Annotated in this window: 24 protein-coding genes; 10 read left to right on the top strand and 14 right to left on the bottom strand. The window is 69.9% G+C overall.

The window, feature by feature from the left end; translation table 11 throughout:
• Positions 1 to 175 precede the first annotated feature (175 nt).
• Complete coding sequence (locus A4R44_RS16015; protein WP_067580757.1) at positions 176 to 661, top strand: hypothetical protein; 486 nt, start codon at positions 176 to 178, stop codon at positions 659 to 661.
• A 54-nt stretch (positions 662 to 715) separates the two neighbouring features.
• On the opposite strand, the gene A4R44_RS16010 is transcribed toward A4R44_RS16015, so the two are convergent.
• A complete protein-coding gene (locus A4R44_RS16010) occupies positions 716 to 895 on the bottom strand; it encodes a hypothetical protein (RefSeq protein ID WP_067580755.1) in 180 nt (59 codons plus the stop codon).
• Between the two features lie 210 nt (positions 896 to 1,105).
• Here A4R44_RS16010 and A4R44_RS16005 point away from each other — a divergent pair, with 210 nt between their 5' ends.
• The gene (locus A4R44_RS16005; protein ID WP_157904882.1) at positions 1,106 to 1,660 is read left to right on the top strand and encodes an SDR family NAD(P)-dependent oxidoreductase; all 555 of its coding nucleotides are present in this window, start codon (positions 1,106 to 1,108) and stop codon (positions 1,658 to 1,660) included.
• Here A4R44_RS16005 and A4R44_RS16000 read toward each other — a convergent pair.
• Entirely contained in the window at positions 1,657 to 3,276 is a 1,620-nt protein-coding gene (locus A4R44_RS16000; protein ID WP_067581269.1) for a sigma-54-dependent Fis family transcriptional regulator, read from the bottom strand. The genes A4R44_RS16005 and A4R44_RS16000 overlap by 4 nt on opposite strands.
• 184 nt (positions 3,277 to 3,460) lie before the next feature.
• Here A4R44_RS16000 and A4R44_RS15995 point away from each other — a divergent pair, with 184 nt between their 5' ends.
• A complete protein-coding gene (locus A4R44_RS15995; RefSeq protein ID WP_067580750.1) occupies positions 3,461 to 5,797 on the top strand; it encodes a molybdopterin cofactor-binding domain-containing protein in 2,337 nt (778 codons plus the stop codon).
• Positions 5,798 to 5,805: 8 nt separating this feature from the next.
• Positions 5,806 to 6,282 (top strand): (2Fe-2S)-binding protein, encoded by a 477-nt coding sequence (locus A4R44_RS15990; RefSeq protein ID WP_067580747.1) that lies wholly within the window; start codon positions 5,806 to 5,808, stop codon positions 6,280 to 6,282.
• Here A4R44_RS15990 and A4R44_RS15985 read toward each other — a convergent pair.
• A complete protein-coding gene (locus A4R44_RS15985; RefSeq protein WP_067580745.1) occupies positions 6,257 to 7,225 on the bottom strand; it encodes a DMT family transporter in 969 nt (322 codons plus the stop codon). The genes A4R44_RS15990 and A4R44_RS15985 overlap by 26 nt on opposite strands.
• Positions 7,226 to 7,408: 183 nt before the next feature.
• Between A4R44_RS15985 and A4R44_RS15980 the strand changes: the two genes are divergently transcribed.
• A complete protein-coding gene (locus A4R44_RS15980) occupies positions 7,409 to 7,888 on the top strand; it encodes a carboxymuconolactone decarboxylase family protein (RefSeq protein ID WP_067581267.1) in 480 nt (159 codons plus the stop codon).
• A gap of 46 nt (positions 7,889 to 7,934) precedes the next feature.
• Here the strand turns inward: A4R44_RS15980 and A4R44_RS15975 are convergent, their stop codons facing one another.
• The 8 genes from A4R44_RS15975 to A4R44_RS15940 form a co-directional block, all read right to left on the bottom strand.
• Positions 7,935 to 8,168: a biotin/lipoyl-containing protein gene (locus tag A4R44_RS15975; RefSeq protein WP_067580742.1), complete on the bottom strand. Its 234-nt coding sequence runs from the start codon at positions 8,166 to 8,168 to the stop codon at positions 7,935 to 7,937.
• Positions 8,165 to 9,208 (bottom strand): alpha-ketoacid dehydrogenase subunit beta, encoded by a 1,044-nt coding sequence (locus A4R44_RS15970; protein WP_067580740.1) that lies wholly within the window; start codon positions 9,206 to 9,208, stop codon positions 8,165 to 8,167. The genes A4R44_RS15975 and A4R44_RS15970 overlap by 4 nt, the downstream gene beginning before the upstream one ends.
• Before the next feature lie 23 nt (positions 9,209 to 9,231).
• On the bottom strand, positions 9,232 to 10,212 hold the full coding sequence (locus tag A4R44_RS15965; protein ID WP_067580737.1) for a thiamine pyrophosphate-dependent dehydrogenase E1 component subunit alpha: 981 nt from the start codon (positions 10,210 to 10,212) through the stop codon (positions 9,232 to 9,234).
• A gap of 89 nt (positions 10,213 to 10,301) precedes the next feature.
• Positions 10,302 to 11,039, bottom strand: a complete 738-nt coding sequence (locus A4R44_RS15960; RefSeq protein ID WP_067580735.1) for an IclR family transcriptional regulator — start codon at positions 11,037 to 11,039, stop codon at positions 10,302 to 10,304.
• 79 nt (positions 11,040 to 11,118) lie between these two features.
• Positions 11,119 to 12,846 (bottom strand): hypothetical protein, encoded by a 1,728-nt coding sequence (locus A4R44_RS15955; RefSeq protein WP_067580733.1) that lies wholly within the window; start codon positions 12,844 to 12,846, stop codon positions 11,119 to 11,121.
• A 22-nt stretch (positions 12,847 to 12,868) separates the two neighbouring features.
• On the bottom strand, positions 12,869 to 13,825 hold the full coding sequence (locus A4R44_RS15950; RefSeq protein ID WP_067580731.1) for a hypothetical protein: 957 nt from the start codon (positions 13,823 to 13,825) through the stop codon (positions 12,869 to 12,871).
• Between the two features lie 76 nt (positions 13,826 to 13,901).
• Positions 13,902 to 14,246 (bottom strand): PadR family transcriptional regulator, encoded by a 345-nt coding sequence (locus tag A4R44_RS15945; protein ID WP_338080316.1) that lies wholly within the window; start codon positions 14,244 to 14,246, stop codon positions 13,902 to 13,904.
• A 51-nt stretch (positions 14,247 to 14,297) separates the two neighbouring features.
• Positions 14,298 to 14,594, bottom strand: coding sequence for a hypothetical protein (locus A4R44_RS15940; protein ID WP_067581265.1), 297 nt, complete (start codon positions 14,592 to 14,594; stop codon positions 14,298 to 14,300).
• Between A4R44_RS15940 and A4R44_RS50325 the strand changes: the two genes are divergently transcribed.
• Both A4R44_RS50325 and A4R44_RS15935 read left to right on the top strand, forming a co-directional pair.
• Positions 14,512 to 14,685: a hypothetical protein gene (locus tag A4R44_RS50325; RefSeq protein ID WP_369805901.1), complete on the top strand. Its 174-nt coding sequence runs from the start codon at positions 14,512 to 14,514 to the stop codon at positions 14,683 to 14,685. The genes A4R44_RS15940 and A4R44_RS50325 overlap by 83 nt on opposite strands.
• A gap of 105 nt (positions 14,686 to 14,790) precedes the next feature.
• Positions 14,791 to 16,098: a lipase family protein gene (locus A4R44_RS15935; protein ID WP_067580726.1), complete on the top strand. Its 1,308-nt coding sequence runs from the start codon at positions 14,791 to 14,793 to the stop codon at positions 16,096 to 16,098.
• 61 nt (positions 16,099 to 16,159) lie between these two features.
• On the opposite strand, the gene A4R44_RS15930 is transcribed toward A4R44_RS15935, so the two are convergent.
• Positions 16,160 to 16,984 carry an LLM class F420-dependent oxidoreductase gene (locus A4R44_RS15930; protein WP_067580724.1) on the bottom strand — a complete coding sequence of 275 codons (825 nt, stop codon included), beginning with the start codon at positions 16,982 to 16,984 and terminating at the stop codon, positions 16,160 to 16,162.
• Positions 16,985 to 17,047: 63 nt separating this feature from the next.
• On the opposite strand from A4R44_RS15930, the gene A4R44_RS15925 reads away from it, so the two are divergent.
• Positions 17,048 to 17,623 (top strand): TetR/AcrR family transcriptional regulator, encoded by a 576-nt coding sequence (locus A4R44_RS15925; RefSeq protein ID WP_067580721.1) that lies wholly within the window; start codon positions 17,048 to 17,050, stop codon positions 17,621 to 17,623.
• 166 nt (positions 17,624 to 17,789) lie between these two features.
• Here A4R44_RS15925 and A4R44_RS15920 read toward each other — a convergent pair whose 3' ends face one another.
• On the bottom strand, positions 17,790 to 18,743 hold the full coding sequence (locus tag A4R44_RS15920; RefSeq protein ID WP_067580719.1) for an MsnO8 family LLM class oxidoreductase: 954 nt from the start codon (positions 18,741 to 18,743) through the stop codon (positions 17,790 to 17,792).
• A gap of 75 nt (positions 18,744 to 18,818) precedes the next feature.
• On the bottom strand, positions 18,819 to 20,213 hold the full coding sequence (locus A4R44_RS15915; protein ID WP_067580717.1) for an APC family permease: 1,395 nt from the start codon (positions 20,211 to 20,213) through the stop codon (positions 18,819 to 18,821).
• A 163-nt stretch (positions 20,214 to 20,376) separates the two neighbouring features.
• On the opposite strand from A4R44_RS15915, the gene A4R44_RS15910 reads away from it, so the two are divergent.
• The gene (locus tag A4R44_RS15910) at positions 20,377 to 20,988 is read left to right on the top strand and encodes a TetR/AcrR family transcriptional regulator (protein WP_067580715.1); all 612 of its coding nucleotides are present in this window, start codon (positions 20,377 to 20,379) and stop codon (positions 20,986 to 20,988) included.
• Positions 20,985 to 22,058 (top strand): P1 family peptidase, encoded by a 1,074-nt coding sequence (locus A4R44_RS15905; RefSeq protein WP_067580713.1) that lies wholly within the window; start codon positions 20,985 to 20,987, stop codon positions 22,056 to 22,058. The genes A4R44_RS15910 and A4R44_RS15905 overlap by 4 nt, the downstream gene beginning before the upstream one ends.
• The last annotated feature ends 294 nt before the right edge of the window (positions 22,059 to 22,352 follow it).

Here is a 22,352-nt window from a genome sequence, read left to right as displayed (position 1 = left end):
CCGGCCCGCCGATCTCGCTCTCCTTCGCCGTGAGCACGCTGCACCCGGCGATCAGCACCGCCGTCGGCCCGGACGTGATGCTGGACGTCGCGGGCCCGCACCTGCCCGTCGTCGTGCGCTCCGCCGACGACGGCGACCTGACCACCCTTGCCATGCCAGTGAAAGGAACTGCCGGATGACGGACACGATGGCCGAGATCACCGCCGCGGTCGCCCAGGGCAGAACGGGCGCGACGGACGCCGCGCGGACGCGTCTGCAGAAGCTGTGGGACGAACTAGGACCGGGCGGGGATCCGTTCTGCCGCTGCGTTCTCGCGCACTACCAGGCAGATCTGTTCGCTGACCCGGCGGAGGCGCTGGTCTGGGATGTCAGAGCCCTGGACGCCGCCGCGGCAGTCACCGACGAGCACGTCCAGGCCCACGACGCCGGGCTTCGGATCGCGGGCTGCTACCCGTCACTGCACCTGAACTTGGCCGACAACTTCCGCCGCCTGGGCTCGTTCTCCGCGGCGGCGGAACAGCTCGCGGCCGCGCGAAACCGCCAGGACGCGCTGGCCGACGACGGATACGGCGCGATGATCCGACAGGCGATCGACGGGGTCGCGGAAGCCATCGAACGCCGGTCCACCGAACGACGCGCTACAGCGCCGGGGGCCGGATAGCCGGATGGGGCCCGGGCGGTTGCCGCGCTGGGGACGCCGCGACCGCCCGGAGGGTTACCGGATGTCGCGGACCAGTGCGCCCACGATCGCGTCCATCCGGTCCGACTGGGCCTTCGAATAGTCCGCCGTGTCGATGAACACGGTGACCGAGCGTTTTCCGTCCTCCGTCCCCGCGTTGCGGCATCCGCGGCCCAGGCTTTGCCGGCCGTGGTACCGAGGGTGCAGCTGAGGCACTGCGCTGCTGAGTCCGGCGCGGCGGCGCGGGCGAACCGCGATCCGCGCGTGCGTCGCGAACTACCGCACCACCGAAGCCGACATCGACCTGGTCGCCGGCCGGCTGATCGCGCTTGCCGGAAGGCGCTGACAGAAGTCCTTTGTGGAATGCGCGGACCGGTCCCGGAATCCGCTAACCCGGGTCCTGGCGGCGAACGTAGCGTCGCTGCTGTGCCGAAAGCAGTGCACCCCGAGCGGATCGACGGCCAGACCGTCGCGATCACCGGGGCCACCTCCGGGATCGGTTTCTTCGCCGCCGCGCAACCTGCCGAACTGGGTGCCCGGGTGCTGGTCCTCGGCCGCTCGGAATCCCGGGGCCACGCGGCGGTTTCCGCGCTCCCGAACCCGCGGCAGCACGAGTTCCTCCCCCTGGACCTCGCCGACCGGACGTCGATCGCGAGCGCCGGCGACCGGCTCGGCGCGGTGCCGCGGCTGGACGCGCTCGTGCTGAACGCTGGTGTCGTCGCCGGCGCGTTCGGTCCGGGTCCGGCGCATCGGATCGGCGCGTTCGGGGTGGAGGAGATCGTCGGGATCAACCATCTCGCGCACGCGGAACTGCTGCGGCGTGCGCTGCCGGCGGTCCGGCGGGACGCCGCGATCGCCAGTCTCGGCCGCGGCGGCGAATCCATCGAGGAATTGGCGCAGCGCCTGGGTTTTTCCGAGGCCAGCGCGTTCCGGCGAGCGTTTCGCCGATGGACCGGGCAGTCCCCCGGCGACTTCCGCTAACCCGGCACCTTCAACGCCCGCATCCGCGCGTACAACGTCGTCCGCGAAATCCCCAGCGTGCTCGCCGCTCGCACCTTGTTCCCGCCAGCCGACCGCAATGCCGCGACGATCGCGTTCCGTTCCGCCCGTTCGATCGGCGCCAGCTCGTGCCCCGAAGCATCGGCCACCAGCGCGGGCGGCAGGTCCCCCGGGCCGATCGCGCCCGCCGACCGTTTGCGGATCGCCTGGCTCAGCACGCCGCGCAGTTCAGGCAGGTTCCCCGGCCAGTCGTACGAGCCGAGGATCCGCAGCGCGCCGGGCGTGATGTTGTGCGTGCGCGCGGCCCCGAGTTCGGCCAGCATTCGGGCCGCGACCTCGGGAAAGTCCGCCCGGTGCGCCAACGGCAGCAGCTCGGTGTTCTCCCCGCACGACGCGATCAGCGCCCGCTCCGGGCCGGTCAGTCCCTCGCGTGGGCCAGTGGTCAGCACGAGGTGCGGGCCGACACCTCGGGCGGCATGGGTGGCGACCAGGCCGACCAGTTCGGCGGGCAGCTGGTCCGCGCCGTCGACGCAAATGCTGCCGGTGCCGGTCTCGACGGCGGCGGTGAACTTCGCGGCCCAGGCTGCCGACCCGCCGAGCACCGCTTCCGCGCCGGTCAACGTGGTGCACGGTTCCTCGGGCACCCGCAGCCGGGCCTCGGTGGTGCGGCCGGTCCCGGGCGGGCCCGAGATGTGCACGTGCCCGGTCACCGGACCGGGCGCGGCAGCGACGAGCCGCCGCGTCCGCCGGACCTCGGTCGCGGCCAGCGGGCGGATTTCGACCAGCACCCCGCCCCGAGCGCCGGGCACCGGTTCGGCCCGGACCCGGGCGCGCTGACCGGAGCGCAGTTCGGTCTCCAGTTCGGACGGTCCGCTTGCCTCGCCGGCCAGGTTCCACAGCAGCGCGACGTCCGCGCCCTCCAGCAGATCCGCGGCGGCTTGGTTGCACAGCAACAGGTCCGGGCCGATCGCGACCACCGGCCGGGTCGGGCGGGACGCTGCTTGGAAGGCGGCCAGCAGCGACCGTTCGGACACTCGGCTGCCTTCCAGCAGCTGCCGCTCGATGTCCTCGACAGCCTTCGCGACCAGCGGTGCGAGCAGCGGATTCGCCTCGGCGGCCAGCAGCGTGATGTCGAGCGCGCCCTCCAGCCTGCGCGTGACCGGATGGAAAATCGGGTGCCCGTAACAGCTGAACCCGCGCAGCGCCTCGGCGTAGTGCTCCGCCCCGTGCACCACGATGCTCGACCGGGTTTCCAGCGCGGTGCCCGGGCCGTTCGTCCCGATCGCGTCTTCCAGCAGGCAGGTGCCGACTTCGAGGCCCAGCCGCTCGAAGCAGTCCTCGGCGGCACGGTCGGCGCTCCACCGGTGCGCGATCCGGCCGTCGTGGTCGACGAGCACCGTGGACATGGCTGTTCCGGCGAGGCGATCGTCGAGGTCCTCCAGCACCGGCGCGGCCGCGAGCAGCAGCCGGCTGGCCGGGTCCACTTCCGCGGACCGCAGGTCGCACAGCGCCGTTTCGGGCCGCAGACCGGCGAGCGAGGCACGGCGCCAGGACTGGGCGATCGGTTCCCGCAGCGTCGCGCTGCGCGAGGACGTCATCGAGCTCACGCGGATCTCCACCTTCGTTGGTGACGCGGAGGACCATAACCATCGCTCTCCGCTGACGCTGTACAGAAGTTGAACAATTGGCGCCCAGTTCACCCGGCAAGGTGGTTGCCCACCACCACCTGCGTGCACGTGATGCGATCCGGCACGCTCTCGTTCCCTCGAAAGGGGAGGCAACGTGACTCTCAGTCACTCCGAGCCGGACACCGGGAAGGAGCGCGCGGGCGTTTCCCGGCGCGGGTTCCTCGGGTACGTCGTCGCGGCCGGGACCCTCGTCGTGGCCGCGGACGTCGGGCTCTCCACCCCCGCGGCGGCGTCGATCCCGTCGGTTCCGCAGCCGCCCGAGCTGTATGACCTCAACGACGCGCTCACCGACGCCGGGCTCCCGACGTCGCAGCTGATCACCGTCACCATCAACAAGGACGGCAGCGCCTCGTTCGAGATCCCGCGCGCCGAAGTCGGCCAGGGCATCACCACCTCGACCGCGATGATCATCGCCGAGGAACTGGACCTCCCGGTCGAGAAGGTGCACGTCACGCTCGCCCCGGCGCGTCCGGAACTGCTGTTCAACCAGCTCACCGGCGGGTCGAACACCACGGTCTCGACCTACACGCCGATCCGCGTCGCCGCCGCGATCGCCAAGCAGCAGCTGCTCGAAGCGGCCGTCATCCTGCTCGGCGGCACCGCCGAGCGGTTCATCGTCAAGGCCGGTGTCGTCACCGCGCCGAACGGCAAGTCCGCGACCTACGGCGAACTGGCGGCGAAGGCCGCGTCCAGCACCACCAAGCAGGTGCGGCTGGACCCGAGCAAGCTCAAGGGCTCCGGCGAGTTCAAGGTGCTCGGCAAGCCGCAGACCCGGCTCGACGCGCTCGACATCGTGACCGGCAAGAAGCAGTTCGCGATGGACCTCGACGTCCCCGGTGCGCTGCCGACGATGATCTGCCGTCCGCCGACGCTCAACGGCACGCCGAAGGCCTTCCGCAACAAGGCCGACGTGCTGAAGCTGCCCGGCGTCACCGACGTCGCGATCATCCCGACCGGGGTCGCGGTCCGCGCGGAGACGTTCGGCCAGTGCATCGACGGCGTGCGCGCGCTGCAGGTCGACTGGGGCCCCGGCAGCGTCGAGGGCGAGAACGACGAAACCGTGCTCGCCAACCTGCGCCGGGCCGAGCTTCCGCTGGCCGTGCCGAAGGTTCCGGTGCTGGCCAAGACGGTCGAGGCGGACTTCGAGTTCATGTTCCGCTCAAGCGCCGCGCTGGAGCCCTACTGCGCGGTCGCCGACGTCCGGGACGGCAGCGCCGAGATCTGGGCCGGGCTGAAGTCGCCGATCGTCTCCCAAGGCGAGGTCGCGCAGGCGATCGGATTGCCGCAGGGCAAGGTGAAGGTGCACGTCATCACCGGCGGCGGTTCCTTCGGCCACAAGCTGTTCGGCAACCACGCGATCGAAGCGGCGCAGGCGTCGAAGGCGTTCGGCAAACCGGTGCGGCTGATGTGGCACCGCGCCGACGAGCCGCGGCAGGGACGGCTGCACCCGATGGCCACGTCGCGGATGCGGGCCACCGTGCTCGCCGGCCAGGTGCTCACCTTCGAGCAACGGCACACCTCGGTCGAGACGTCGTTCCGGCACGGGCTCGGCGAAATGCTCACCTCGGTCGCCACGAAACTGCCGACCGGGCTGGGCAACCTCGGCGTGGCCGAGGCGGTTTTCGTGCTGAGCCAGGAAATGCCGTACAACTTCGGCGTCGTCGACCAGACGCTCACCGAGACCGACCAGCGGTTCAACACCGGCTCGATGCGCAACGTCTACTCGCCCGACGTCGGCTGCGCCAACGAGCTGATGGTGGACATCCTTGCCAGGGCGATGGGCAAGGACCCGCTGGACTTCCGGCTGGAATACCTCAAGAACGACAAGGTGAAGGGCGTCCTGCGCAAGGTCGCCGAGGTCGGCGGCTGGGGCAAGAAGATGGCCCCGGGCACCGCGCAGGGCATCGCGATCCACAAGGAATACAAGGGCGCGAGCGCCTGCCTGGTGGAGATCGACTGCCGCCCGGAGACGGTCAACCGCAAGATCCGCGACGGCGTCGGCGGCCCGCGCGTGACGAAGGCGGTCATCGCCCTCGACGCCGGGCTCGTGATCAACCCGCGCGGCATCGAGGCGCAGATCATGGGCGGTTTCGCCGACGGGCTGGCACTGGCGCTGACCAGCAGTGTCCACCTGAAGGACGGGCACTTCCTGGAAGCCAGCTGGGACAACTACTTCTACACCCGGCAGTGGAACATCCCGCAGGACTTCACCGCGATCGCGATGCCCTCCAACGGGCAGCAGCCGGGCGGCGCGGGCGAGGCGGGCGTCGCCTGCTCCGTCGCGGCCGTCGCGTGCGCGTACGCCCGCGCGACCGGGAAGGTCCCGAAGCGGTTCCCGATCAACCACGACGACCCGATCGGCTTCGAGGTCAAGTCGTTCGTCCCGCCCGTTCCCGAATCGCCGACCGACGGCCTGAGCCACACCTACTGAGGAGCACGATGAGCAAGCACACCTTCATCCTCAACGGGAAGCCGGTGTCGGTCGACGTCGACGACAACGTGCGGCTCCTGTGGGTCCTGCGCGACGTGCTCGGCGTCCGCGGCCCGAAGTACGGCTGCGGCATCAACGTGTGCAAGGCCTGCACGTCGCACTTCAACGGCAAGGCGTTCAACCCGTGTTCGGTGCGGGTGGCCGACATCAAGGCCACTGACGAGATCACCACGATCGAGGGCCTGCCGGACACCGTGAAGGCCGACCTGCACCCGATGCAGGAAGCCTGGCTGGACAACGACGTCGCGCAGTGCGGCTACTGCCAGCCCGGCCAGATCATGGCGGCGGTCGCGAAGGTCAAGGAGGCCAAGGCGAAGGGTCGCGAGATCAACGACGCCGACCTGGACGAGATCCGCAACGTCTGCCGTTGCGGGACCTACTCCCGGATTCGCGAGGCGATTAAGGCGGGGGCGGCGAGGATGTAGGCACTCGTGAGTGTTCATCCCGGTGAGAACCGGGACGAACACTCACGAGACCCCGCGCTGTCCCTGCCCCGCCGCCGAGCAGCATCACCGCCCCCAGCAGTTGCCCCGGCCCCAGCGCCTGCCCCAGCAGCACCCCCGCGAGCACGGCCGCGACCAGCGGTTCGGCCAGCGCCAGCAATCCGGCCAGCGTCACCGGCAACCCGCCGAGGGCGTGCAGTCCCGCCAGATACGGCAGCACGGTGCCGAAGACGGCCAGGATCGCCAGGGCCAGCCAGACCGGGATCGTCGCGCCGCCAAGCGCCACCGGGCCCGACGCGACCTCAAGAGTCCACAATGGACTGATCGCAATGGTCGCCACCGCGCCGATCGCCAGCCCCGCGGCGGTCATCCCGAGCGGATCGTGCCGCCGCGCCCCGCGTTCGCCGAGCAGGAAGTACCCGGCGGAACAGACCGCCGACGCCAGTCCGGCCGCGACGCCGAGGAAGTCCAGCTTCGCCCCGGGGCCGGGACCGGCGATCAGCACCAGCCCGGCGATCGCCAGCGCGATGCCCAGCCACACCGCCGCCGGCAGCCGCGTCCGCCGGACCACGCGCGCCCACAGCGCGACCAGCACCGGCGACAGGTTCACCAGCACCATCGCCACCGCGACCGGAATCCGGGACACCGCAACGAAAAAGAACAGTTGCACGCCCGCGACGCCGAGCAGGCCGTAACCGAGCGGCAGCCACAGTTCCCCGCGCCGGAACCGCAGCGCCCGCGGCCGCAGCAGTGCGACGCCGGGCGTCAGCAGCACCGCGGCGAGACCGATCCGCACCGCGGTGACCGCGGCCGGGCTCCAGCCCGCGTCCAGCACCGCCTTGGCGAGCGGACCGGAACTCGCGAACAGCACCCAGGAGACCAGGCTCAGCCCGGTCGCCCGCGCGATACCGCCCTGGCCGGTCATGCCCGCATTCTGCGTCCCTCCCCGCCACCGCGGCCACCGGTTTTCCGGAAAGGCCGTGAGGGGAACGAACCTCTGGCATCGCAGCGGACCGGGCGGGTGCGACGCGGGTCACAGCCAGGGTTGTCACATCCGGCGGGCGGCCGGCATCTCATGGGCATCCGCTTCACCACACTGGAGGATCCGATGAGCGCACGCTTCGACCTGATGAACAACGACCTCGGCAAGTCGATCGGCAAGCGGTTCGCCGGGCTGAGCATGCTGGTGCACAACTCGTCGCTGCCGAGGGCGACGCAGGAACTGGTTTCGCTGCGCGCCAGCCAGATCAACGGCTGCGGCTTCTGCACCGACATGCACACCAAGGACGCCACCGCGGCCGGCGAGACCGCGGAGCGGCTCCACCTGGTCGCCGCCTGGCGCGAGGCGAGCGTGTTCACCCCCGCCGAGCGGGCCGCGCTCGCGCTGACCGAGGAGGGCACCCGGATCGCGGACGCCGGCGACGTTTCCGACGAGACGTGGGCGCAGGCGCGCGAGCACTACGACGACGACCAGCTCGCCGTGCTGGTCGTCCTGATCGGCCTGATCAACGCGGCCAACCGGATGAACGTCATCGTGCGCACGCCTGCCGGGCTGTACCAGCCGGGCCAGGTCGCGAACGCCGGCTGAGGCGTGCGCACGGACCGCCGCCGGGCACCGGCGGCGGCCCGTGCGCTCACTCGATGCGGGCGATCGGCGCGCCCTGCTTCACCACCTCGCCCTCCCCCGCCAGAAACCGCACCACGCCGGAAGCCGGAGCCGGGACCTCCGCGTCGACCTTGTCCACCGCGACCTCCGCGATCAGCTCGCCCTCGCGGACGGTCGCGCCGTCCGTCGCGAACCAGGTGGCGAGGACCCCCTCGCCGGCCGGGTCGGTTTCGGACAGGACAGGGAACAGAACTTCGGTCATGCGCCCACCAGGTCGAGGACGGCCTGCCGGATCCGTGCCGGCGTCGGCAGCACCGCGTACTCCAGCGGACGCGCGTACGGAATCGGCACGTCCGGCACCGCTACGCGCGCGGCTGGGGCACGCAGCAGGCCCGGATCCCGCTCCACCACGCGGGCGATCACCTCGCCGGACAGGCCGAACGACAGGTAGTCCTCGTCGACCACGAGCAACCGGCCGGTTTTGCCGACCGAATCGAGAATCGTCTCGGTGTCCAGCGGGACCAGGCTGCGCAGGTCCACGACCTCGCAGTCGACGCCCTGTCCGGCGAGATCGCCGGCGACGTCGAGGGCGTGGTGCACTGACAGCGACAGCGTCACGACGGTGACGTCGCTGCCCGGGCGCACGACATTCGCCTTGCCGATCGGGACCTCGTGGTCGNCGTGGTCGCCTTCCGGCACCGGACCGATCGACCGGCGGTTCTTCGCCATCCACGGCAAGCCCATGACTCCCTTGTGGAACAGGTACACCACCGGGTTGTCGTCGCGGATCGCGGCGGTCATCAATCCCTTGGCATCGGCGGGATTGCTCGGCACGACGACCTTCATCCCGGGCAGGTGCGCGAACGTTCCCCACAGGCACTGGGAATGCTGTGCCCCGTCCGAATATCCGCCGCCGACCGCCGCGGTCAGCACCAACGGCACGGACACGGCACCGCCGGATTCGTAGTGGATTTTCGCCATGTGGTTGTAGATCTGGTCCATGCAGACGCCGAAGAAGTCGACGAACATCAGCTCGACGACCGGCCGCAGGCCCTCGACCGCCGCTCCGATCGCGGTGCCGATGAAGGCGGTCTCGGAGATCGGCGTGTCGAGCACCCGGCGCGGGCCGAACCGGTCGAGCAATCCCGTGGTGGAGCTGAAGATCCCGCCGTAGGACCCGACGTCCTCGCCGAGCACGAACACCCGCTCGTCGCGGTCCATTTCCTGGGCGATGGCCTCGACCATGGCCTTCGCGGTGCTGAGTTTCCGCCCGGCGGGCGCGGAGGGTTCGGTGAGCGTCATTGCTGCTTCTCCTCGCTGTGTCGTCAGGCTCGCGCGAACACGAATTCCAGCGCGGTGGCGGGGTCCGGCTCGGGGCTCTCTTTGGCGAACGCGATCGCCGCTTCGACTCGCTCGCCCGCCGCCGCCCGGAACCCGGCGACCTTCGCGTCGTCGAGATCACCGTCGGCGCGCAGCTGGTTCTCGTAGGTAGGCAATGGATCCCGGCCCGGTACACCGTCCAAATCAGACCGATAGCCCTGTGCGTCGCCCTCGAAATGCCCCCACAGCCGTAACGTGTGCACCTCGATCAGGCTCGGCCCTTCCCCGGCGCGAGCCCGCGCGAGGGCCTTGCCCGCCGCTTCGTGAACCGCCTCGACCGAGTTGTCCTCGACGCGCACGCCCGGAATCCCGTACCCGGCGGCGCGGTCCGCGTTCGACGTGACGCACGTGGACGCGCTGCGCGGCACCGAGATGCCCCAGTCGTTGTCCTCCACCAGGAAGACCACCGGCAGCTGCCACAACGCCGCGAGGTTGAGCGATTCGTGGAACGCCCCCTGGTTCGCCGCGCCCTCGCCGGTGACCGCGACGGCGACCCGGTCCGTCCCGCTGCGCTGGAACGCGAGCGCCTGCCCGAGCGCGGGCGGGTAGCCCTCGGCGATGATGCCGGAGCAGGAGAAGTGCACGGCGGGGTCGAACAGATGCATATGCCCGCCGCGGCCCCTGCCGAGTCCCGTTGTCCGGCCGAAGATCTCCGCGGTCATCCGGTTCAGGTCGACGCCGTGCGCGATGGCGAAATGATGCGGCCGGTGCGTCGCGGTGACCGCGTCGGCGGCGGTGAGATGCGCGCAGACGCCCGCCGCCACCGGTTCCTGCCCCACGGACAGGTGCATCTCGCCGGGAACGAGGCCGGCACCGATGTCGAAGACGGGTTTCTTGTCGGCGTGGTACTCGCGGAGGATGGCCTCCTCGTAGGTGCGGATCAGAACCATCGTGCGGTACAGGTCCAGCCTGTCCTGCGCTTCCATGGGACCTCCCGTTCGCTCTGGAGGCCACTTTCACCGGGCGCGGCCCGCCGGACAACGGGCGGGATTTCAGATGGTGATAACGGCCCGGTTCACGGTGTGACGGCCAGGGCGCGAGACACCCGTTGGGCGGCTCGACGCAACGACTGCGACGGCGCCGAACCCAACCGCCGCGCGGGCAACGAGATCGCTACCGCGCCCAACGCGCCCGGTGTGCGGACCGTCGTCGCCAAGCACGCAGTACCGAGCAGATACTCTTCGCGATCGTTGAACACATCCCCGCTCTGCGACAACCGCTGCTCCAGCACCCGGCTGTCGGTGATCGTGTGCGGCGTGAGATCCGCCAGCCGATGCCGCGACAGGTAGTCCCGGCGGCCCTCGCTGTCGAGGCCGGACAGGATGCACTTGCCGAACGCCGTCGCGTGCGCCGATTCGTGCACGCCGACCCACAGGTCGACCGACGGGGCGGCCGGGCCGTCGGCGATGTCGATGAGCTTGATGTCGCCGTCGGAGTAGAGCGAGAGATAGGCCGCGCCGTGCACCTCGTCGCGCAGGGCTCGCAGCACCGGGCGGATCTTCGGCAGCAGCGCGTGCAGCGACGTGTGCTGGCGCAGTCCGCTGACCTGGCTGCCGAGCGCGTAGCCGTCGTCGAGTTTGCAGAGGTATCCCTCGTGGACGAGGGTGCGCAGCAGGTGGTACGTCGTGGGCAGCGGCAGCCCGACCGTGCGGGCGAGCACCTTGGCCGGCACCGGCCGCTCGCTCGCGCCGACCGCGTCGAGCAGGTGCAGCGCGCGCTGCACGGACCCGATCAAGGTCGGCTCAGCCGCCATTCCCCTCACCTCCGCTTCGCTGCGGACTCCAGCATGCGCTACCGCTCTGACCTGGGCAAGAGCAGTTCCACCGGAGGGATCACGGGCCGCCGCAGAAGGTCCGTTCCGCGACGAACGGGTCCGGCGGGACGGTCACCCCGGTCCGGTGCACAGCTCCGGTGAGGTTGGCCCAGAACCGGCCCGGCGACAGCGGCTCGCGGGTGGATCGCTGGACCTCCGCCAGGTCTCCGCAGCTCAACGCGTGCCGGGCGGCGGCGACCTGGTCGGCGGTGATGTCTGCGCGCAGGACGAAGTTGCCCGGGCTGAGAACCGGCGCCGACGGGTCCGCGTAATCCGCCAGCAGCCAGGCGTTGCTCAGCGGTTTCGAATGGCCCGGTTTCACCGTCGGGAATTCGAACCGCGCGCCGATCGGGTTGGCCAGGCCCCAGAAGTCGACGACGCCGACGTCCACCGGCGACAGGACCCCGACCGTCCCCAGATACACCCCGATATTCATGGACCTCGACGGGACGTCCGCACGCAACCGTGCGGTGAGGACCCGCTCCCGCGGATCTCCGTAGGTCAGGGTGTCCGGCCTTGCGGCGTCCTTGAGATAGGTCATCTTCGGGGTGAAATCCGCCGACTCGGTGGGATACATCTTGCCGGTCCACGCGTGGTAGTAGCCGCGCTCGTCGTCGACGAGTCTGCTGTCTCGCGGGACGAACTGGCCGATGCTGGCGCAGAGAACCGCCCACGCGAGCAGGACGGTGCCGATCACGCGAGTGTTCTTCGCCGCCGGGAGCACCAGTACCGGCAGCATCAGCAGGAAGAAGATCGGCAGCACCATGCGCGCGTGCATGTAGTCGCCGCCGACCTTCAGCAGGTAGCCCAGCGACAGCACGCCGGCGACCACCGGGGTGAGCGTGACGATCCGATCGGTGCTGTGCCGCCGGAGGACGCCGGCGAGCAGGACGGTGCAGAGGACCAGCGGCAACCACAGCAGGTACGGGTCCACGAAATCGCCGACGTAGCCGAATCCGCGTCCCCAGAAGGATTCGCTCGCGTTCTTGGTGAGCGCGGGCATCGGCACGAGGATGCCGTAGAAGCCCATGCGGAAGATCTCGTAGCCGACCGGCAGCGCCCCGGCGGCCGCGACCGCGGCGAGGACGACTCGCCAGTTCGGCTTTGTCACCAGCCACAGCGATACCAGGAATACCGCCGCAACCAGCGCTTGTTCTGGACGCACCAGCGGGCCTAACCCCATCGTGAACGCTGCTGCGACAACGGGTTTGGCCGACGTACTGCCTCGAAAGCGCACGAGCAGCCACCAGCAGAGCGCCATCCAGAAGGTGTTCAGTCCGGTCTCCAGCCCGGACGTCGCGTACTGCCACACCGGCCGCACACCCAGCAGCACGAGGACGCCGCACGGCACCATCGCCGCGACGCGCCCGCCGTGCAACCGGATCGTCGCGCTGACCGCGAAGCCGAAGCCGGCACCGGTGAGCAGGAGGCCGAGCATCCAGGACAGCGCCGAGGTGTCCGACTGGCCGTACACGAATCCGGCGAACGCCAGCAACCATTGCCACAGCGTGCTCGTGGAAGCCTCGGCTCGTTCGCCGAGGTTGTAGACCGGACCGTTTCCGGCGAGGATTTGCTCGACGATCCTGGTGAAGATCAGCGCGTCGTCGCAGATCCAGCGGGTGACGTAGCCGAGAATGGTGATCAGAAGGACCGACCCCGCGATTATCCAGCTATTTCTTCGGCCGTTCCCGAATGCGTAATCGGGCTGATTTACGGCGCGCGGAAGCGCCCTTGGCATGGTGTTCATGAAACTCCTTGCGAAAAGAGCGCTATGCGATTTGACGGCGGTAGTCGATGATTCCGGCCGCGGTCAGCGCTGCGATGCCCGCGCCCACCAGGAAGACCTGCACCAGATCCAGCGGCTCGAAGGCGCCCGCGGCCATGGTCGCGAGGAGGACAAGCGGCTGGACCAGGACCAGCGAACAGCACACCGCGAGCGAGAACGACCACACCGGCGAACGTCGCCGGAATGCGAAATAGGCGGGAATGACGAGCGCTGCCGCCCACGCGAACCAGGACAGCCCGCGCAGATCCGACTCGGCGAAGGAACCGAAGTAAAACCCGGAAACCGCGACTCCGGTCAACGCGATCCGCCATTTTCGCGCGGACGGCGGCGGCGCGCCGAGATGGAATCCGGCGATCAGCAGCGGCAGCGGCAGCCATTGCGGAACGAAATAGCCAAGCAGATCAGGGCTGAAACTGAAAGAATACTGGTACAGGAACGCCGCGAATCCGGCGACCAGCACGACCCCGGCAACGCCCCGCGCGGCTCGGCGCCGTCCGGCGAAAAGGAGCGCGAGCGGTACGGCCGCGGCGGCGACCAGCGCGACGTCCTGCCCAAGCTGCTGGACCGACGGGAACGAGTAAAGCGACAGAGTGCCCTCAGCGGCGAAGGAATACAGACCACGCGTCCGCGGGTAGCCGAGCACATCGCACACGTCGTGGCCGAGGGAGACGACGCCCTTCATCACTCCCCAGAGGAGCCCGAGCAGGGCCACCAGCCGAACGGTGTCACCGAAAGCGACCACGCGCGCCGGTGCTGAGCCAGCGGCCAGCCGGGCGCGCAGGCCCAGCCCCAGCATCGCGAGCAGTTCGCGCCCTTCCGCGAGGCGACCGGCTTCCCGCGCGTCCAGCAGGGTGCCGACCATTTCGTCCTCGCGGTCGGCGCGGTACCAGCGGGGAAGAAGCCGCACCATCCGGCGGTACTGCAGCTCCGGCGCGGTCATACCGCGACCTCCGGAACATTCGCCGCCAGCCGCCGGGACGGCTCGGCCAACCGAGCGCACCGAAACCCGGGAGCGCTCATGCCCCACCCCCGAGCGCCCAGCCCCGCGCCCGCAAGACTGACTCGGCGGCAGCGGCGTTCGCGGCCAGCCGCCGGGACTGCTCGGCCAAAGTACGGCCGCCGAGGTCGGTCAGCCGGTAGTACCGACGGAGCCGGCCCTGGTGGACCTCTTCCCTGTCCCGTTCCGCCCATCCGTCCGCGACCAGCCGGTCCAGCACGCCGTACAGCGTGCCGACCCGCAGGCGGACCCGGTTTTCGGACAGCTTCTCGACGGCCTGGACGATGCCGTAGCCGTGTTTCGGCTCGTCGGCGAGCGCGGTGAGGATCAGGAAGACCTGCTCCGACATGCCTCGTTCGGTCACCCGTCCATATATATCACGTCGCGATATATGCGGGTGGGCGAAGCAAAGAACCTACCGGTCAGCGACCGCGGTCCCTTCCAGTTCGACCAGCAGCGCCGGGATCGCCAGCCGGGGCACGCCGAGCATCGTGGTCGACGCGGGGAGGGTGCCGTGGCGCCGGAAATGCGGGTCGGCGCCGGTCGGGTAGACGTTGAGCCGGACCAGGTTCTCCAGCGCCATGCCCGTTTCGGCGAGCACCGCTTCCAGGTCGTCGAAGCTCGGCGAGATCGGCCCGGACGGACGGCTTCGCCCGGAGGCGGCTTTCCAGGATTCCCGGCACGCCGAACGGACACTGCGGCAGCTCGCCACAGCCGCGGAAGTTTTTGCGCCGCAAGCATTGCGCGCCGCGTTGCACCAGCGCGCCACCGCGATCGCCGCCGCCCGCGCCGGGCCGGCCTGAGCCCTCGGCACCGGCACTGCCCGCACCTTCCGTAGTTGTGCGGATACCTACTCGCTGGTAAGTTACTCGCCAGTCGTGATCCACTTCATGGTTCAAAGGGGAGTCATGATCCGGAAACCCGTCCGTGCGCTGATCGCCGCCGCCGCTCTCGCGATCACGTCCGCCGTCGCGCTGCCCGCCGTGGCTTCGGCCGATTCCTTCTACAGCTACGACGGCAGCACCCCGCTCTCGTCCTACGCTCCGGGCACCGTCCTGAAAAGCCGGACGTTGACCTATCACGTTTTCGGCTTCCCCACTCCGGTGCGGGCCACGCAGCTGCTCTACCGGACCGCCGACGCACAGGGCAATGCCACCGCGAACGTCACCTCAGTCGTCCGCAATCCCTTGAGCAACACCGGAAAAGCCGTCTCGTACCAGTCCGCGTACGACTCGCTCGATCCCGCGGACGCACCGTCCCGCGCGATCGCGGGCGACGTCCGGCTCGGCGGCGTGCTGCCGAACGCCGAGTCGCTGCTCATCGCACCGGCGCTCGCGCTCGGGTACAGCGTCGTCATCCCGGACACCGAAGGCCCGAGTGCCGATTTCGCGGCGGGTCCGGAATACGGCAAGACCACTTTGGACTCGATCCGCGCGGCGACGCACGCGTCCGGCACCGGAATGACCGAATCCACCAAAATCGGCCTCCTCGGCTATTCCGGCGGCGCGATCGCGACCGGCTGGGCGTCGGCGATCGCCGGAAGCTACGCGCCGGAGGTCGAGAAGAACCTCGTCGGGTTCGCCGAGGGCGGGGTGCTCGTCGACCCCGCGCACAACCTCAAGTACGTCAGCGGCAGCCCGGTCTGGTCCGGCGTGATCCCGATGGCGCTGATCGGCGTCTCGCGCAGCTACGGCATCGACCTCAAGCCGTACGCCAGCGAGTACGGCCTCAAGGTGCTCGCCGAGCTCGAGCACGCGTCGATCGTCAACGCACTCGGCCGCTACCCCGGGCTGACCTGGCAGAAGCTGGTCAAGCCGGAGTATGCGAACCCGAACTCGGTGGCTCCGTACGTCGACGCGGTCAACAAGGTGAACATCGGCTCGGCGGCGACGCCCTCGATTCCCGGGTTCATCGCGCAGGCCGGCAACGGCGCGCTCGAAGGCACCGTCAGCAACGAACCGGGCATCGGCGGCGGCGACGGCGTGATGGTGGCCGGGGACGTCCGCGCGCTCGCGAATCAGTACTGCGGCACCGGAAACACCTCGATCAAGTACACGCAGTACGACGCACTCAGCCACGCCACCGCCGTCCCGGCGTGGGCACCGGCCGCGATCGCCTGGCTCGGCGACCGGTTCGCGGGCAAGGCCGCGCCGTCCAGCTGCGGGCACATCCCGGCGGGGAACTCGCTGGCGCCGGAGCAGCACACCGGCTCCTGAAGCGGCGGCGGCTCGGTCCGGCCTCGTGAGCGGCTCTCCCGGTTCTCACCGGGAGAGCCGCTCACGAGGCCAACTCCGCCAGCCGATCGAGCTGGCGCAACACGTCGCCGGGCTCCTCGTGGTCCTCAAGTTCGAACAGCACCCGATCGACCCCTGCCTCCGCGTAGTCCGCGAGCTTCTCCGGATCCGCCCCGTACAAGGTCACCGGCACCGGACGCCCTGCTCGCTCGCGCAGTTCCGTGATCCGCGCGCGCAGGAAGCCGATCGGGTACAGCGGCAGCGGAAGCCAGCCGTCGCCGTGGCTGAGGACCCGGTCCAGCACCTTCACCCCGACCCCGCCGATCAGCACGGGCAGCGGACGCGCGGGTTTGGGCCACGACCAGATCGGGTCGAAGTCGACGAACTCGCCGTGGAACTCCGGTTCGTCCTCGGTCCACATAGTCCGGACGGCGGCGACGTGTTCGAGCATGCGCGCGAGCGGACGCGCCGGATCGACGCCGTGGTTGGCCATTTCCTCGGCGTTCCAGCCCGGGCCGACCCCGAGTTCGAACCGGCCGCCGGACAGCACGTCGACGCTCGCCGCCTGTTTGGCCAGCGTGATCGGGTGATGCTGGCTCACCAGCGACACCGCGGTGCCGAGCCCGATCCGCGCGGTGCCGGCCGCGATGGCGGCGAGTGCGGTGAACGGGTCGAAGGTGTGCGAGTAATGCCGCGGCAGCGGTCGCGGTTCCGCCGCGCCCACCGGGTACGGGGTGAGCCGGCTGGCCGGGATGTGCGTGTGTTCGGTGAGGAACAGCGAGCCGAACCCGCGCTCCTCCACCGCCTTCCCAAGCCGCACGGGGGCGATGCCGTAGTCGGTGAGGAAGGTGACGATTCCGTGGTCCATGCGACCACCGTAGCCTAAATGTCAGTCGTATGACACTTAGCTCGGCGGTGCTAGCGTGACGCCGTGCCCCGAACCGAACGCCCGCGAGCCGACGCCCAGCACAACCGGCGCGCGATCCTCGCCGCGGCCCGCACGGCCGTCCAAGGCAGCGGCGAGGTCTGGCTCGACAAGGTCGCGCAGGCCGCGGGGGTCAGCGCGCGCACGCTGTATCGGCATTTCCCTGCCAAAGACGACCTGCTGACCGCGGTGCTCGAAGACTACTTCGCCGAGCAGGTGGAGCCGATCCGCCGTCGGGTCGCTGCCGAGCAGGATCCGCGACGGGCGCTGGAAATCGTGCTGGAGAGCGGGGTCGAGGCGTTTCGCGAGCACCCGGGGATCCTCGCGCTGGTCAACGGCAACGCACTCGCCGCCGAGATCGCCGGGCGGCATCTGGGGACGTTCGGCGAGGTGCTGTCCCGCGCACAGGAATCCGGCGCGGCGCGCGCGGACCTGACGCTCGAAGATCTCCCCTGCCTGATCACCATGGTCACCGCGGTCGCGGGCGCGCACTGGCGCCGCTATCTCGCCCTGCTGCTCGATGGCCTTTCCCCGGCCGCGGCTTCCGCGCTGCCCACCGGAAAACCCTTGCCCGCGGGCTGAGCGAACCGGGCTTTTCCTCGCCGGCCAGCGAATCAGCCGCCCGAATCGGCCGATGGAATGCACGTCCCGGCACCGGTCTCGCGCGGTCGGCGACGTCCGGTTCGGCACCGTGCGAGAGGTCCGGCACACGAACCGGTTCAGTCACGGCCGGTCGGGCGAAACGGGATCAAGCGCGCGGCGGTAAAGCGTCCGAGATCTCCCGGACCAGCGCATAGGACCGTTTCCGCTCCGCGTGGTCGTGGATCGGGGTGGTGATCATCAGCTCGTCCGCACCGGTTTCGGCGATGACCGCGCGCAACGAATTCCGCAGTGCGGCCGGGGCTCCGGCAAGGACTGGACCAGGCCCGATCGCCGGGTCGACGGTCGCGTCCTCCGGCCGTGGCAACAAGATCCGCTCGCCGCGCGAACGGCTCAGCGCCTTGGCCCGAACAGACCTGGCGAGCCATTCGGCCCGGTCTTCGGTCACAGCGGCGACCACGGCGACGCTGACCACAACGGACGGTTCGAGCGTCCGGCCGGGACGGAAGGTCTCGCGGTAGATCCGGGTCGCGGCGGCGGCTTCGGCGGGGCGGAGGTGGTAGGCGAACGCGTACGGCAGGCCCAGTTCCGCGGCGAGACGGGCGCTTGCCGTGCCTGAGCCGAGCAGCCAGACCTCCGGCACGTTTCCTCGCGCGGGAGTCGCGCGCAACGGCTGGTCGGCGTCGGCGAAGTACTCCAGCAACTCCTTGACCCGGCCGGGAAAGCTTTCCGCCGGGCCGGGGTTCAGCGCATCGGCCGCCCGTCGCGGACCGCCGAGCGCCCGGCCGAGCCCGAGATCGATCCGGCCGGGGTGGAACGCGGCGAGCGTGCCGAACTGTTCGGCGACCACGAGCGGCGGATGGTTGAGCAGCAGGACGCCGCCCGCGCCGACGCGGATCCGTTTCGTCGCGTCCGCGACACGGGCGGCCGACACGGCGGGCGCGGCGCTCGCGACCCCGCGCATGCCGTGGTGCTCAGGCAGCCAGTAGCGGTGATATCCCAGCTCGTCGGCCAGTTCGGCGAGGTCTACCGTGCGCTGCAACGCCTCGCGCGCGGTCGACCCCGCGACGATCGGCGATGTGTCCAGCACTGAAACCCGCATCCGCGCATCATCCCGGACCGGGTGCGCCACGACAACCGGACCGCCCGCGTCTCAAGTGGACGGTCCGGCCGCGGCTTACGAGGTCTCCCGCACCGGCGCGGGCGCGACCTCCTCCTCTTCCACCGCTTCGCTCAGCTGCCAGCCGCCCCGGCGACGCAGCACCACGAGGTAATACCCCAAGGCCAGCAACGCAATCGCCGCCGTGACGATGAGACTCGGCCGCCCGATCACCGGGTCGGTCGCGTTCACGTACAGCACGAACGCCAGCGCGACCAACGCCACCACCGGCGCGATCGGGAACCCGGGCATCCGGTACTTCGCCCCCGCCGTCGCTCCGGAGCGGCGGCCCAGGATCGCGCCGAGACACAGCGCCGCGTACACGACGACGATCGACGTGCTGGTCACGACGGTCAGGATCTGCGGGTCCACAAAGCACAGTGCGGCAGCGATGAAGCCGGTCGCCAGCGTCGCGACCCACGGGGTGCCGAACTTCGGATGCACCGCGGCGAGCGCGCGGTTCATCGCCTTCGGCCACGCGCGGTCCCGGCCGCTGCTGAACACCAGCCGCGAGCTGATCAGCACGATCGCGAGCACCGCGTTGATGATGGCGAGCGCGACCGCGAGGCTCAGCACAGTGTCGAGCGTGCTGCCGCCGCGGGATTGCACGAAGTACGACAACATGTTGGGAGAGCTGAACAAAGTGCCGAGATCCGGTGCGCCCATCAGTACCGCGGTGACCGGGATCAGCTCGGCCAGCACGGTGACCCCGAGTCCCATGAGGACAGCGCGCGCCACTCCGCGTCCGGCGTCCTGGGTTTCCTCTCCGAAGTAGACAGCCGAGCCATAGCCGTTGTAGGCGAAGATCGCGATCGCGGTAGCGATCATCACCGCGCTGATCGTCGCCGGGCCGCCGCCCGGGGCGACCGGATGCGCGAGCAGGTCGGTGAACGGCCGGGCAGGCTTGGCCAGCCCGAGCACCGCGACCACGGCCAGCGCCAGCAGCTCCACCGCGAGGAAAATGCCGGTGACCCAGGCGTTCAGCTTGATGTCGAACACCGCGACGATCGCGGCGAGCACGCAGGTCACCGACGCCACGACCGCGGGCGAGACGCCGGGCAGCACCACGCTCAGGTAGGTGCCGACGCCGAGCGCGATCACCGCGACGATCAGCACCTGCGTCACGATCATGATGCCCAGCACCATGAATCCGGACAGTTTGCCCAGCGTGCGGGCGGCGATCGTGTACTCCCCGCCCGCGCTCGGGAAGGCCGAGCCCAGTTCGGCGTACACGAAGGCCATGAAGACGCCGACCACGGCGGCGGCGAGGAAGGCGTAGAAGGCGCCCGATCCGGCGCCGGTGAGGACGCCCGGTGCGATGACGAACACCGAGGACGCCGGGCTGATCGCGGAAAGCGTGATCAGCAGCATGCCGAGGGTGCGCAACCCGCGGCGCAAGACGGGGGTGGACAACGCTGGCCTCCATCAAGTCGTTGCTCAGGTACGTTGTTTGAATGGAACTCAAATAACCAGCCGGGCGTTCAGCTAAGGCCCTCACGGTCGTCACGTCAAGACTTCAGCGGTCTCGATCCGTCCAGGGGTTGCATTTTTCGAGATTTGTTCAAAGAATCAGGGCATGGCAAGACCGAGCAAGGCCCCCGAGCGGCGGGCGGAACTGGTGGCCGCGGCACGGCACACGGTCGTCGAACGCGGCGTGCTGAACCTGAAGCTGCGCGACGTCGCGGACCACGCCGGCATGTCGCCGGGTTCCCTGTTGTACTACTACCCTTCCCTGAGCGACCTGCTCGAAGACGTGCAGCAGGAGGCCGTCGAACGCTTCTGTGTAGCGCGCGAAGCCGCTGTCGCCGCCGAGGCCGACCCGCGCGCCCGGATGCGCGCGATGATCGGCAGCGGACTGCCGAACGGCAAGAACGACGAACTGTGCGTGCTGCTGTACGAACTGGGCACCATCGCCCGCCGCGAACCGGCCTACGCCGCGCGGCACATCGCACTGTACGAACGCCAGGTCCGCGGCTACGTCGGCATCCTGGAAGCCGGTGCCGCGACCGGGATTTTCGACCTGACCGACGACCCGGTCACCATCGCCCGCAACCTCGTCACCCTCGAAGACGGGTACGGGCTCCACCTGACCCAAGCCGTCCCGCCGCTGGACCGATCCGTCGCCGAGGCGATGGTGCTGTCCTACGCGCGCGTGTCGACCCGATGCTCCCTGGAGGACCCCGCATGACCCGCGCCCGCGACCTAGGACTGGCCCTCGGCGGCAAGCCCGGCCCGCACAACGCGATCACTGACATCCCGGGCGTCGAGGTCGGATACACCACCCTGATCGAAGGCGCGTCGGTGCGGACCGGCGTCACCGCGATCCTGCCGCGCGGCCGTTCCCGGTTCGACGTGCCTTGCTCCGCAGGCACCTTTTCGTTGAACGGCAACGGAGAAATGACCGGCCGTGCCTGGCTGGCTGAGACGGGTTCGCTGACCCTGCCGGTTCTGATCACCAGCACCCACTCGGTCGGGCAGTGTCATCGGGGGACGATCGACTGGGTTGTCCGCGAACGCCCGGACGCCGCGGCGGAGTGGCTGCTGCCGGTGGTCGCGGAGACGTGGGACGGCTATCTCAACGACGTCAACGCCCCGACCATCCGGACCGGCCACGCAGTCGCCGCCATCGACGCGGCTGCCTCCGGCCCCATCGCCGAGGGTTCGGTGGGCGGCGGCACCGGGATGACCTGCTACGGCTTCAAGGGCGGGACTGGTACGTCGTCACGGGTTGTCGCGCACGGGCCGGACAGCTACACCGTTGGTGCTTTGGTGCAGGCGAACTTCGGCAGCCGTCCGGAACTCACCGTGGCCGGGTCGCACCTGGGCGTGGCGCTGGCCGACGACAATCCCATGGCCGACACCAGCTGGCTCGCCCCCGCCGGTGCGGGTTCGGTGATCGTCGTGGTCGGGACCGACGCGCCGCTGCTGCCCGGTCAGTGCACCGCGCTCGCCCGCCGGGTGCCTTTGGGGCTGGCCCGGACCGGGACCACCGGGTCGCACTTCTCGGGGGATCTGTTCCTGGCGTTCAGCACTGCCAACGCAGGCGCGCTGACCAGCCATTTCCCGCGGCCGGACGATGAGCCTTACGAGAGCATGCGGTTCATCCCGTGGGGTGCGATCGATCCGTTCTTCGAGGCGGTGGTGCAGGCGGTGGAGGAGGCGGTGTTGAACGCGCTGGTGGCCAACGAGGAGATGACCGGGCATCGGGGGCATCGGGTTCCGGCGCTTCCGTTGAGCCGCTGGCAGGAGGGGGCCTGAAGCAGGCGCGGCGGGCTCGCCCCACCGAAAAAAGCCACGCACAACGCTGCCGCCGACGCGCAAGTCGCCCCGACGGGCGGATCAGAACCGCGAGATCTCGAAGCCCCTTGACACCCCCGGTCCGGCGAACGATGACCGCCGCACGGCCGAGTCAGGGCGCACAGGGAAGTCATTGGCATCAGCAAGTCAACTCCGCAACGACATACCCCGGCCCCGGCGCCGATGTTGCCGCTCCGAGCTGTATGCGTTGTCATGACTCACGTCCGACAAGCCGGCACCCCGCGCTGCTTGGCA

It is taken from the genome of Amycolatopsis sp. M39, assembly GCF_001651785.1.
Lineage (GTDB): Bacteria > Actinomycetota > Actinomycetes > Mycobacteriales > Pseudonocardiaceae > Amycolatopsis > Amycolatopsis rubida.
Note: the sequence above shows the minus strand (reverse complement) of the source record. Positions and strands in the feature narration are given on the sequence as shown.

Coding starts and splice junctions, on each gene's coding strand:
- A4R44_RS16015 (WP_067580757.1), top strand. CDS start 176: ATGACGGACACGATGGCCGAGATCACCGCCGCGGTCGCCCAGGGCAGA.
- A4R44_RS16000 (WP_067581269.1), bottom strand. CDS start 3,276: ATGACGTCCTCGCGCAGCGCGACGCTGCGGGAACCGATCGCCCAGTCC.
- A4R44_RS15990 (WP_067580747.1), top strand. CDS start 5,806: ATGAGCAAGCACACCTTCATCCTCAACGGGAAGCCGGTGTCGGTCGAC.
- A4R44_RS15985 (WP_067580745.1), bottom strand. CDS start 7,225: ATGACCGGCCAGGGCGGTATCGCGCGGGCGACCGGGCTGAGCCTGGTC.
- A4R44_RS15980 (WP_067581267.1), top strand. CDS start 7,409: ATGAGCGCACGCTTCGACCTGATGAACAACGACCTCGGCAAGTCGATC.
- A4R44_RS15975 (WP_067580742.1), bottom strand. CDS start 8,168: ATGACCGAAGTTCTGTTCCCTGTCCTGTCCGAAACCGACCCGGCCGGC.
- A4R44_RS15965 (WP_067580737.1), bottom strand. CDS start 10,212: ATGGAAGCGCAGGACAGGCTGGACCTGTACCGCACGATGGTTCTGATC.
- A4R44_RS15960 (WP_067580735.1), bottom strand. CDS start 11,039: ATGGCGGCTGAGCCGACCTTGATCGGGTCCGTGCAGCGCGCGCTGCAC.
- A4R44_RS15955 (WP_067580733.1), bottom strand. CDS start 12,846: ATGAACACCATGCCAAGGGCGCTTCCGCGCGCCGTAAATCAGCCCGAT.
- A4R44_RS15950 (WP_067580731.1), bottom strand. CDS start 13,825: ATGACCGCGCCGGAGCTGCAGTACCGCCGGATGGTGCGGCTTCTTCCC.
- A4R44_RS15935 (WP_067580726.1), top strand. CDS start 14,791: ATGATCCGGAAACCCGTCCGTGCGCTGATCGCCGCCGCCGCTCTCGCG.
- A4R44_RS15930 (WP_067580724.1), bottom strand. CDS start 16,984: ATGGACCACGGAATCGTCACCTTCCTCACCGACTACGGCATCGCCCCC.
- A4R44_RS15920 (WP_067580719.1), bottom strand. CDS start 18,743: ATGCGGGTTTCAGTGCTGGACACATCGCCGATCGTCGCGGGGTCGACC.
- A4R44_RS15910 (WP_067580715.1), top strand. CDS start 20,377: ATGGCAAGACCGAGCAAGGCCCCCGAGCGGCGGGCGGAACTGGTGGCC.
- A4R44_RS15905 (WP_067580713.1), top strand. CDS start 20,985: ATGACCCGCGCCCGCGACCTAGGACTGGCCCTCGGCGGCAAGCCCGGC.